This window comes from Actinomadura sp. BRA 177, from assembly GCF_013372625.1.
Classification (GTDB): Bacteria; Actinomycetota; Actinomycetes; order Streptosporangiales; family Streptosporangiaceae; genus Spirillospora.
The window spans coordinates 24,565-35,154 of record NZ_JABXFD010000164.1 but is presented as its reverse complement, the minus strand read 5'-3'; the positions used below and the strand labels follow the sequence as shown (position 1 = coordinate 35,154).

Annotated in this window: 11 protein-coding genes and 1 pseudogene; 8 read left to right on the top strand and 4 right to left on the bottom strand. The window is 69.7% G+C overall.

Going from position 1 to position 10,590, the window contains the following annotated elements; genetic code table 11:
- A partial coding sequence (locus HUX53_RS05460; RefSeq protein WP_176402075.1) for a PaaX domain-containing protein, C- domain protein occupies nucleotides 1–600 on the bottom strand: 600 nt, incomplete at its 3' end.
- Between the two features lie 85 nt (nucleotides 601–685).
- Between HUX53_RS05460 and HUX53_RS05455 the strand changes: the two genes are divergently transcribed.
- The 4 genes from HUX53_RS05455 to HUX53_RS05440 all read left to right on the top strand — a co-directional run bounded on the left by HUX53_RS05455 (nucleotide 686) and on the right by HUX53_RS05440 (nucleotide 5,863).
- Entirely contained in the window at nucleotides 686–2,446 is a 1,761-nt protein-coding gene (locus HUX53_RS05455) for an acyl-CoA dehydrogenase family protein (protein ID WP_176402074.1), read from the top strand.
- A 174-nt stretch (nucleotides 2,447–2,620) separates the two neighbouring features.
- Nucleotides 2,621–3,388, top strand: coding sequence for a crotonase/enoyl-CoA hydratase family protein (locus tag HUX53_RS05450; RefSeq protein WP_176402073.1), 768 nt, complete (start codon nucleotides 2,621–2,623; stop codon nucleotides 3,386–3,388).
- 100 nt (nucleotides 3,389–3,488) lie between these two features.
- On the top strand, nucleotides 3,489–4,736 hold the full coding sequence (locus tag HUX53_RS05445; protein WP_176402072.1) for a cytochrome P450: 1,248 nt from the start codon (nucleotides 3,489–3,491) through the stop codon (nucleotides 4,734–4,736).
- Nucleotides 4,737–4,768: 32 nt separating this feature from the next.
- A complete protein-coding gene (locus tag HUX53_RS05440; RefSeq protein ID WP_176402071.1) occupies nucleotides 4,769–5,863 on the top strand; it encodes an NAD(P)-dependent alcohol dehydrogenase in 1,095 nt (364 codons plus the stop codon).
- On the opposite strand, the gene HUX53_RS05435 is transcribed toward HUX53_RS05440, so the two are convergent.
- A complete protein-coding gene (locus tag HUX53_RS05435) occupies nucleotides 5,860–6,768 on the bottom strand; it encodes an NAD(P)-dependent oxidoreductase (protein ID WP_176402070.1) in 909 nt (302 codons plus the stop codon). The genes HUX53_RS05440 and HUX53_RS05435 overlap by 4 nt on opposite strands.
- Before the next feature lie 103 nt (nucleotides 6,769–6,871).
- Between HUX53_RS05435 and HUX53_RS05430 the strand changes: the two genes are divergently transcribed.
- The 3 genes from HUX53_RS05430 to HUX53_RS05420 are packed head-to-tail and all read left to right on the top strand — an operon-like array spanning nucleotide 6,872 to nucleotide 9,038.
- Complete coding sequence (locus tag HUX53_RS05430) at nucleotides 6,872–7,864, top strand: nitronate monooxygenase (RefSeq protein ID WP_176402069.1); 993 nt, start codon at nucleotides 6,872–6,874, stop codon at nucleotides 7,862–7,864.
- Nucleotides 7,857–8,324 (top strand): ATP-binding protein, encoded by a 468-nt coding sequence (locus tag HUX53_RS05425; protein WP_176402068.1) that lies wholly within the window; start codon nucleotides 7,857–7,859, stop codon nucleotides 8,322–8,324. The genes HUX53_RS05430 and HUX53_RS05425 overlap by 8 nt, the downstream gene beginning before the upstream one ends.
- Nucleotides 8,325–8,345: 21 nt before the next feature.
- Entirely contained in the window at nucleotides 8,346–9,038 is a 693-nt protein-coding gene (locus tag HUX53_RS05420) for a tRNA(His) guanylyltransferase Thg1 family protein (RefSeq protein WP_217919105.1), read from the top strand.
- On the opposite strand, the gene HUX53_RS05415 is transcribed toward HUX53_RS05420, so the two are convergent.
- Nucleotides 9,035–9,394, bottom strand: a complete 360-nt coding sequence (locus HUX53_RS05415) for a helix-turn-helix domain-containing protein (RefSeq protein ID WP_176402067.1) — start codon at nucleotides 9,392–9,394, stop codon at nucleotides 9,035–9,037. The genes HUX53_RS05420 and HUX53_RS05415 overlap by 4 nt on opposite strands.
- A gap of 574 nt (nucleotides 9,395–9,968) precedes the next feature.
- Nucleotides 9,969–10,349, bottom strand: a complete 381-nt coding sequence (locus HUX53_RS05410) for an ASCH domain-containing protein (protein WP_309237063.1) — start codon at nucleotides 10,347–10,349, stop codon at nucleotides 9,969–9,971.
- A 149-nt stretch (nucleotides 10,350–10,498) separates the two neighbouring features.
- Between HUX53_RS05410 and HUX53_RS42950 the strand changes: the two are divergent.
- Nucleotides 10,499–10,585: pseudogene (locus tag HUX53_RS42950) on the top strand (hypothetical protein); the annotation flags it as partial.
- Nucleotides 10,586–10,590 lie beyond the last annotated feature (5 nt).

The following is a 10,590-nucleotide window of genomic DNA, read 5'->3' as shown; positions in this document are numbered from 1 at the left end:
GCGTAGGACGGCGGCGGCCAGGGTGAAGCGGTCGGCGATGTCGGTGGCCGTTCCCAGGGCGGTGCGGAGGGCCTCGGCCTTGGTCGTCCAGGCGTCCAGGTCCCAGAGGGTGGCGGCGAGGAGCGCGGGGTCTTCTTCGGGGCGGCCCGTCAGGAAGGTGCACTGGCGGACGACCGGGTCCGGGCGGGTGCGGGTCAGGTTGGCGGGACGCAGCCAGGTGCCCTCGCGGAGTTCGGCGAGGCGGAGCGCGGACATGGCTTGGCGGAGCGCGGCGCGGTCGGCGGCGGGGCGGCGTTCGGCCGTGATGACCGCGATCTCCCAGGTGCCGTCCCACGGGCGGGTTGAGGGGAGGCGGCTCTCGTCCTGGCGGGTCTGGCGGTCGAGAAGGCGGTCGGTGAGCGTGTACTCGCCGTTGGACTGGACGAGGTCGCCCGCGGCCACCATGCGGGAGAGCGCCACGCGGACCGTCCCCTCGGCGATGCCGAACAGGTCGCCGACGCGGACGAGGTAGCGGGCCGGGAGGCGCGGCGGGTGGACGCCGAGCAGCGTGCTCAGCACGACCGAGCGGGCGGTGAGCGGGCGGATCTCCAGGTCGTCCATGGCTGACCTCGACCCTACCGGGAAGCTCTCGGATCAGGTGTCTTACAGGCTTCCGTCATGTGATGAAGAAGCGTAATGTCGGGGCATGACGTCCTATCTGATCGAGCCGTTCGACCGGCTGCCGTTCGGTGACGCGGAGAAGGCGCGCCGGTACGCGACCGAGCGCTACCAGGGGGCCATGGGCCGCAACTGGTACGACTGCGACCCCACGCTGCGGTTCCTCATGCGGCGGCACCTCGGGGACGGGTTCGGGTGGGCCGAGCCGCGGCTGAAGGAGATGGGCGCGCTGATGGGCGGGCCGATCGCCGAGCGGGCGGAGGAGACCGATCGGAATCCGCCGCGGCTGGAGAAGTACGACCGGTGGGGACGCGACGTCAGCGAGGTCGTCATGCCGCCGTCGTTCGAGGCGGCCAGAAGGGATCTCGTCGCGACGTCGTTCACGCGGCCCGATTTCGTCGCGGAGGCCAAGGCCAACGGGGTCGATCCCGCGCCCCTGGGCGTGGCCTGGAGCTACCTGCTCGACCAGGCCGACATCGGCATGGCGTGCGCGCTCGGCACCGGCGGCGACATGGTCGTCCAGCTGACGGAGATGTTCGCGCCCGAGGACGTCAAGGAGCGGGTGCGGGAGCTGTTCGCGGCCGGGGAGATGTCCGGCGAGGCCGCACAGATGCTGACGGAACGGTCGGGCGGGTCCGACCTGGGTGCGCTGGAGTCGACCGCGTCCAGGGACGGCGATGCTTGGCGGGTCAACGGGTTCAAATGGTTCGCGTCCAATGCCAACGGGTCGGCTTTTGTCGTGCTGGCCAAGCCCGAGGGCGGTGTGGACGGGGTGCGTGGCATCGCGCCGTTCCTCGTCCTGAAGGAGCGGCGGGACGGGTCGCGTAATGGCGTCCGGGTCCGGCGGCTCAAGGACAAGCTCGGCACGAAGTCGGTGGCGTCGGCCGAGATCGAGTTCACGGACGCGGAGGCGTTCCTGCTGGCCCCGTCGTCCAGCGCCGGGCAGGGCGGGGACGGCAAGGGCCTCGCCCGCATGATGGAACTGACGAACGGCGCGCGGCTCGGCATCTCGATGATGGGCCTCGGGTGCGCGCGAAGGGCTCTGGTCGAGTCGCTCTGCTACGCGGGGGCGCGGGAGGCGTTCGGGGCCGCGCTCATCGATCAGCCGCTCATGCGGCGCAAGCTGGCCGAGCTGATCGTCGAGACAGAGGCCGCCCAGGCGCTCGTGTTCGACGGCTATCTGGGACGTCCGAGGCTCAGGATCGGCGCCGCGCTGATCAAGCTGCGGGCGTCCAGGCTGGGCGTTACGGCGGCCAGCGACGCCATCGAGATCCACGGCGGGAACGGCTACATCGAGCAATGGCCGGTCGCGCGTATTCTCCGGGACGCGCAGGTCAATCCCATTTGGGAGGGCGGCGACAACATCCTGTGCCTGGACGTCCGCCGCGCCATCGAGCGGCAGGACGCGCACGAGCCGTTCCTCGAAAGGCTCACCCAGGCCGTGCAGGAGGCGCCGGCCGGGGATGAGGCGACCGCCGACCTGGTCAACGAGCGCATCGGGCATCTCCGTCAGGCCATAGAAACGTGGCGCGGCCTCGACAGAACCGTCGCCGAAGCGCGGCTCTTCCCGCTCGCCCAGTACATGGCGGACGTCTACGCGGCAGCGCTGCTGCTGGAGCAGGCGGGCTGGGAGCGCAAGGATTCCGGTGCCGACCGCAAGGCGCTCGTCGCCCGCCTCTACGCCCGGAAGCATCTTGCCGACGCCGGTCCGCTGCGCACGATCGACGCCCCGGCCGAGGACCTCGAACGGTTCGCGGACCTGGCGGACGGCGCTTTCACCGGCAACTAGCGCGTTGACCGGCGGCGTGTTGCCCTTTCCGGAGTGCTCACAAGGGCAACACGCCGCAAGTGAACGCACCGGCATGTCGGCGGGAAACGCGGCCGCGACGGGCACGGGCATGGTGGACGCGGGTGGTTCTAGAGTCGGGCGGGACGGCGCGTTCATCGGCGACAAGGAGGTCGCGTGGCGGTACGGATCGAGCGGGACGGCCCGGTCACGACGGTGATCATGTCGCGTCCCGAGACCCGCAACGCCGTGGACGGGACGACGGCGCGCGAACTTGCCGAGGCATTCCGCGCGTTCGACGCGGACGAGAACGCGAATGTCGCCGTCCTGTGGGGCGAGGGCGGCACGTTCAGCTCCGGCGCCGACCTCAAGTCGATCGGCACCGACCGTAGCCCTCGCGTCGACCCGCCCCCGGCGGACGGCCCGCTCGGCTGCACGCGCATGCGGCTGTCCAAGCCGGTGATCGCGGCGGTCGCGGGCCACGCCGTCGCCGGCGGCATGGAGTTGGCCCTCTGGTGCGACCTCCGTGTCGTCGAAGAGGATGCGACATTCGGGATCTACTGCCGCCGCTGGGGCGTCCCCCTCGTGGACGGCGGGACGTTCCGGCTGCCCCGGCTGATCGGCACGAGCCGCGCGATGGACCTGATCCTCACCGGACGTCCCGTGACCGCGCGCGAGGCGTTCGAGATCGGGCTCGCGAACCGGCTCGTCCCGCCGGGCACCTCGCGGGAGGCCGCCGAGGCGCTCGCCGCCGAGCTGGCCGGGTTCCCGCAGACGTGCCTGCGCAACGACCGCATGTCGGTGCTGGACGCGGAGGGCCTGCCGGAGGACGAGGCGATCGCCGTCGAGTACCGCTACGGAATAGGCTCGCTGGGCGATGCCGTGGAAGGTGCCGCGCGGTTTGCGGACGGCCGCGGCCGGCACGGCGACTTCACCGACATCTGAGCCCGGCCGACCCCGGCGCCGGGCCGGAGAACGTTGACCGAACGAGATTCGGGCCCGTAGGTTCCTGAGTGGCGGCAGTCACCGATCGAGGAGCAGAGCGATGACGCTCACCGTGGAACGCGCGGGGCTCGACCTCGCCGACCCGAAGGCCTACGCGGACGACCGGCGGTTCCACGCGTCGCTCGCGCTGCTGCGCCGCGAGTCGCCGGTGCACTGGGTGGACGCCCCCGACTACACCCCGTTCTGGGCGATCACCCGGCACGAGGACGTCCTGGAGGTCGAGCGCAACCACCAGATCTTCCTGAACGGGCCGCGCCCGCTGCTCGGCACCGCCGAGTTCGACGAGCTGAACCGGCAGCGGGCCGAGCAGGGCATCGCGCTGCGCACGCTGATCCACATGGACGATCCCGACCACCGGGTCATCCGGGCGATCGGCGCGGACTGGTTCCGGCCGCGCGCGATGCGGGCGCTGGAGCCGCGCATCAAGGTACTGGCGAAGCGGTACGTCGACCGGATGGTCGACCTCGGCGGCGAATGCGACTTCGCGCAGGAGGTCGCCGTCCATTTCCCGCTGTATGTGATCCTCTCGCTGCTCGGGCTCCCCGAAAGCGACTTCGGCCGCATGCTGAAACTGACGCAGGAGCTTTTCGGCGGCGACGACGCCGAATTCCAGCGCGGGACGACGAACGAGGAGAAGCTCCAGGTCCTGCTCGACTTCTTCGCCTACTTCCAGGAGTTGACGGAGGCGCGCCGCAAGAACCCGACAGACGACCTCGCGTCTGCCATCGCGAACGCGCGGATCGACGGCGAGCCGCTCAACGACTTCGACACCGCCTCGTACTACGTCATCATCGCGACGGCCGGCCACGACACGACCAGCGCGACGATCTCCGGCGGCCTGCAGGCCCTCATCGAGCACCCTGACCAGCTCGAACGGCTCCGCGGCGAGCCGAAGCTGATGCCCTTCGCGGTGGACGAGATGATCCGCTGGGTGACGCCCGTCAAGGAGTTCATGCGCACCGCCACCGAGGATTACAACCTGCGCGGCACGACCATTCGTAAGGGTCAATCAGTCCTGCTCTCCTACCCGTCCGCGAACCGGGACGAGGACGTTTTCGACGAGCCCTTCCGGTTCGACGCCGGCCGCGACCCGAACAAGCATCTGGCGTTCGGATTCGGCGTCCACTACTGCCTCGGCGCGGCCCTCGCCCGCATGGAGATCCGCGCGTTCTTCGAGGAACTCCTGCCCCGCCTCGACTCGATCGAAATCGCCGGGACACCGGAAAGCACCGCCACCACGTTCGTCGGGGGCCTGAAGCGCCTTCCGATCCGATACTCCATCGCCTGAAGCCCGAAGCCCGAAGCCCGAAGGAATCACTGGTGCAGATCAACGCCGCGGTGCTGCGCGCCGCAGACGCCCCCTACACGATCGAGTCCCTCGACCTGGCCGACCCCGGCCCCGGCGAGGTCCTCGTCAAGATCGCGGGCACCGGGATGTGCCACACCGACATGCTCGGCCGGGTCCCGGGCGACCTGGTCGCCAAGCCCGTCGTGCTCGGCCACGAGGGCTCCGGCGTGGTCGAGGCGGTCGGCCCGGACGTCACCGGCATCACCGTCGGCGACCACGTGGTCATGTCGTTCGACTCGTGCGGGACCTGCGACAACTGCCGTGCCGGGAACCCCGGCGCCTGCCCGCAGATGATGGCGCTCAACATGCTCGCGATGCCGCTGGACGGCACGCCGCGCGCCACCACCGGCGACGGCGAGGCCGTCCACACCCGCTGGTTCGGGCAGTCGTCGTTCGCGAGCCACGCGCTCGGGACCGTCCGGAATGTCGTGCCCGTGTCCCGGGACGTCCCGCTCGATCAGCTCGGCCCGCTCGGCTGCGGCATCCAGACGGGCGCCGGCTCGGTGCTGATCTCCCTCGGCGTCCGCGCCGGCGACAGCATCGCGATCTTCGGTGCGGGCGCGGTCGGGCTGTCCGCCGTGATGGCCGCGCGGGTCGCGGGCGCCGCCACGATCGTCGCCGTCGACCTGCACGAGTCGCGGCTCGACCTGGCCCGCGAGCTGGGCGCCACGCACGTCCTGAACGGGGCGGACGACGACATCGCCGGACAGATCCGGGCGATCTCCGGCGGCGAGGGCGTGCAGTACTCGTTCGACACCACCGCCGTCCCCGCGGTCGTCTCGACGGCCGTCGCGTCGCTGCGCACCACCGGCGTCTGCGGCCTCGTCGGCGTCGGCGCCGCCGAGTACACCCTCGACGCGAACCTCCTGCTCATGGGCCGGACGGTCAAGGGCATCATCGAGGGCGACGCCGTCCCGCAGACGTTCATCCCGAAGCTGATCGAGCTGTGGCGGCAGGGCCGGTTCCCGTTCGACCGGCTGATCACCACCTACCCGCTCGACAAGATCAACGAGGCCGAGGCGGACACCACGTCCGGCAAGGTCGTGAAGCCCGTCCTGATCCCCTAGACGACGCGGTGGAGGAGGCCGTCGCCGCGGGCCAGGCGGCGGCAGTTCTGCGCCGCGACGGCGAAGTACCGGTCCCAGGTCTCGCGCGTCAGCCAGGCGACGTGCGGCATGACGACCACGTTGTCCAAGGCCAGGAGCGGGTTGGACGCGTCCACCGGCTCCGTTTCGAACACGTCGAGCCCGGCGCCGCCCAGCCTTTTCGCCGTGAGCGCCGCCACCAGCGCCGCCTCATCGATGACCGCGCCGCGCGCCGTGTTCACGACGATCACGCCGTTTGGGAGCAATGCGAGCTTCTCGGTGTCGAGCAGGTGGTGGGTCTCGTCCGTCAGCGGGATGTGCACCGACACGATGTCGCTCGCCCGCAGCAGATCGTCCAGCTCCCGCCAGGCCGGGTCGTCGCGCCGGGGCCGCCGCGACGTGTAGAGGACGTGCGCGCCGATCGCCTCCAGCATGCCCCGCAGCAGCGTGGCGATCTCGCCGCCGCCGAGGAGCCCGACCGTCCGCCCGGCGATCTCCCCGCCGACCAGGCCGCGGTCGGCGGGCCAGCCTTCCCCGCGCCGCGTCCGCGCGTCGAACGGGACGACCCGGCGCAGCGCCGCCAGCATCAGCAGCAGGGACGTCTCGGCGACCGCCTGCGCGTTCTGCCCCGGCATGTTCGCGACCGCGATCCCGCGCTCCTTCGCCGCGTCCAGGTCGATCGTGTTGACCCCGGTGCCGAGCTTCTGGATCAGCTTGAGCTTCGGCGCCCGGTCCATGTCGGCGGCGGTGAGGGGGCGCAGGACATGCCAGATGACCTCGGCGTCCGGCAGCAACTCCTTGAACCGCACGTCGTCCTGCTCGTCGCAGTTCACGATGTCGAGGCCGGGCTCCTCATGATCCATGTCGTAGTGCAGCAGCACCCGCATGCCGTCCCCTTCCGTCGGTGACCCCCGGGTCGGCGCCCGGCCTTCCCACCGGATTATCGTGCGGATCACGAGGAAGAGTCAGGGGCGGAGGCGAGGTAACGCCATGTGGACAGACGTTCCGATCGTGCAGGCACCGATGGCGGGCGGCCCGTCGACGCCCGAACTGGCCGCCGCCGTCTCGAACGCGGGCGGCCTGGGGTTCCTCGCCGCCGGCTACAAAACACCCGAAGCTATGCGCGCCGACATCGCCGCGACCCGGAAACTGACCTCCCGCCCCTTCGGGATGAACGTCTTCATGCCGTCTTCGGACGAAATCGACCCCGCCGAAGTCGCCGCCTACCGCGACCGTCTCGCCCCCGAAGCCGAACGCCTCGGCGTCGCCCCGGGCACCCCTGCGGCCCGCGACGACGCCTACGAGGCCAAGATCGCCGACCTCCTCTCTTCCCCGCCTGCCTTCGTGAGCTTCACGTTCGGCTGCCCGTCACCGGACGTCATGAAGGCGTTCCAGGGCCGGGACGTGGTCGTGATCGTCACCGTGACCTCGGTGGACGAGGCCCGCCAGGCGTCCGCCGCCGACGCCCTCTGCCTGCAGGGTTCCGAGGCGGGCGGACACCGGGGATCGTTCACCAACGCGTCCGACGAGCCGCTGCCGCTGCGGGTGCTGCTTCACTCCGTGCGCGCGATGACCTCACAGCCCCTCATCGCCGCCGGTGGTCTGGCCTCGTCCGCCGACGTCACCGAAGTGCTCGGTCTGGGCGCGGTTGCAGCCCAGTTGGGAACGGCCTTCGTCCGCTGCCCGGAGAGCGGTGCCAGCGCCATCCACAAGGCCGCCCTAGCGGACTCACGCTTCACGTCCACCGCGCTGACCCGGGCCTTCAGCGGACGGCTCGCCCGTGGCCTGGTCAACCGCTTCCTCACCGAACACTCGCCGCACGCACCGGCCGCTTACCCGGACGTCCACTACGTGACTTCGCCCCTGCGCAAGGCATCCGCTGCGCAAGGCGACCCGGAGGGCGTCAACTTGTGGGCGGGCGAGTCCTTCCACAAAACCACGGAAACGCCCGCCGCCGACCTCGTCCGGGACCTCCTTGCCTGACCTCGCGATCCTGATAGGCCTCCAAGCCTCCGGAAAGACGACGTTCTACAAACAACACCTGTCCGGCCATATCCACGTCAGCAAGGACCTTTTCCCGAGAAGCGCTCGCCGCAAGCAGACCCGCCAACTACGCCTGATCTCCGAGGCCCTGTCCCTCGCCCAAGATGTAGCGGTGGACAACACGAACCCGTCCCCGGACGAATGGGAACCGCTCATAACCTTGGGCCGCCGCCATGGCGCCCACATCACCGCCTACTGGTTCCCACCCGACGTCGCCCTCTCGATGCGCCGCAACGCCCTCCGCCCACCCGAAATCCAGGTGCCGGACGTCGGCGTCTATGCCACCTTGAAACGCCTCCGCCGCCCACATCGCTCAGACGGCTTCGACACACTGTTCACAGTGACGCCGACCGCGCACTTCGCCTTCGAAGTCAGAGAGATGCCCGATGAAGAACCTTGAGACGCGAATGCGCGCCCGCGAATGGTTCCACTCCCTGACCCTGCTCCCCGGCGTCTGGACAGTCATCCGCGTAGACGGCCGCTCCTTCTCCCGCTTCACCGAACCCGCTTCGACAAGCCCTTCGACCTGCGCTTCTCGACCCTCATGACGGACGCCGCGAAAGCCCTCCTCACCGAGCTCGGCGGCCGCTACGCCTACACCGAAAGCGACGAGATCTCCCTCGTCCTCGACCCGTCCTTCGACCTCTTCAGCCGCGAGGTGGAGAAACTGGTCTCCCTCTCCGCAAGCATCGCAACGGCTGCCTTCACCCACGCCGCAGGCGAACCGGCAACCTTCGACAGCCGAATCTGGATGGGCACCACACTCGACGAAGTCGTCGACTACCTTTCCTGGCGCCAAGCCGACGCAGCCCGCTGCGCCCTGAACGGCTGGTGCTACTGGACACTCCGCAACGAGGGCCGCACTCCCCGCCAGGCGACCCGCGAACTGGAACGCACTTCGATCTCCGCCAAGAACGAACTGCTCTACGCACGAGGAATCAACTTCAACAAAGTCCCAGCCTGGCAACGCCGGGGCGTCGGCCTCTGGTGGGAGAAGAAACCAAGCCCCGACCTGGACGTAACCGCCACCCGCAACCGCATCCACACCGAACGAGACCTCCCGATGAAAGGCGCCTACCGCGACCTCGTCCGGACCCTCCTCCAACCGGACTAGAGCGCGTCGCCCCAATCACCGAGCACCTGGAGCACCGGGCCGAGCCGCCGTCCATGCTGGGTGAGGACGTACTGGGTCCGTGGCGGCCATCCGGGTTGCCGCCGCCGCTCCAGCACCCCGGACTGGACGAGATGCGCCAGCCGGTCGGCCAGCGCCTTGTCCGACAGCATGGGCAACGCCTGCCGAAGGTCGGTGAACGACCGGTCGCCCCGCAGAAGCTCCCGGACCACCAGCGTCGTCCAACGTCCGCGAAGCACGTCGAGCGTGACCTCCTCCGGACACGACGCACTCGGCTCGGCCGCATCGCCCCGCGCATCGTCGGGCAACCCGGGATGGCCGGCCGTTCGGTGACTCACGAAAGCGCCTCCTAGCGTTACCGCGTCCCTGCCGGTCTACCCGAAGGACGACGATGTACCGCCCGGCCGATGTGGCCCTTCCCATCGCCGATTGGACGCTCAAAGGCCACCACCCGAGCCGCGCCCTCGTCCTGGACCCTCGCTAGCCCGAGTCCTCCCGGAGGCCAGCGCGCTCCCGCGCCCCGCGCCTATGTCGTGCACGCGGGCCGATCCAGTTCGTCCCACCCCCTCAACCGCTCACGCCGGCGCAACCAGATCTCGGTAAGGACGCCGGCCCTACACACGCGCACGCCCACGCGACGAACCCGACCGACCAGAAAAGCGTGCTGCCGAAACCACCCACAGCCACTATGACCAGGAAACCGGCAACGAGCACCGGAAGCCGCCCCCACAAGCCCCGCCTCAACCCGTCACCTCCGGACCCCGACCTGAACCTCTCCCTACATCAAAGCGCGATCACGACCGTAGGAGCATGGACGCAGGGCACGTAACCGCACGGGTCAGCAGGAGGACGGAAACGGAGGGCGCCCTGCCGTCCCGGACCACCCACGTTATTCATCGTCCTGTCTTCGCATTAGACGTTCGGTTCTGCGGGCCCGACGAGCGAGATTTCGATGGCCAGCACGCCGAGGGCTTCCTTCTCGGGACCGTAGATGCGGCGGATGTTGGCGAGTTGCTGGTCGCGTGGGCTGTCGGGGTTGACGTTGACCGGGTCTTCCGAGTCGAGCATCTCCTCGAACGAGGAGTAGCGAGCGACCCTTTTGACCTGGGTCAGGACGTCGTCTCGGCCGCATATGAATCGGATGTGGTCACCCGCCTCCAGCTTCCGCAGTTTGGGGTACTGCACGCGGATCTCGATGGTCTTGCGGCCGGCGGCGACCAGATCGAAATAGCGCCGGTAGAGCTTCATCTCGCGGGCTCGTACGCCCGCCTCGGCCGGGGGACGGGTGGTCACGACGCGGTCCAGTTCGTAGGTCGTGCAGCGTCGGTGTGGTCGTTCATCGGATACCTACAGCGTGGAGACCCCGTCCTTCAGGGCGGGGAGGAAGCGCGGCATGGTGCGGCACGGTGACCTTCCGGGTTTAGTCGGTCCTGGTTTTGTCGGTGGCGGTCGGTAGGTTGCGGGGCGTGTCCAGGTACCGGCTGTGCCCGACCCCTGCCCAGGAGGCGGGGCTGCTGGAGCATTGCTCGCACGC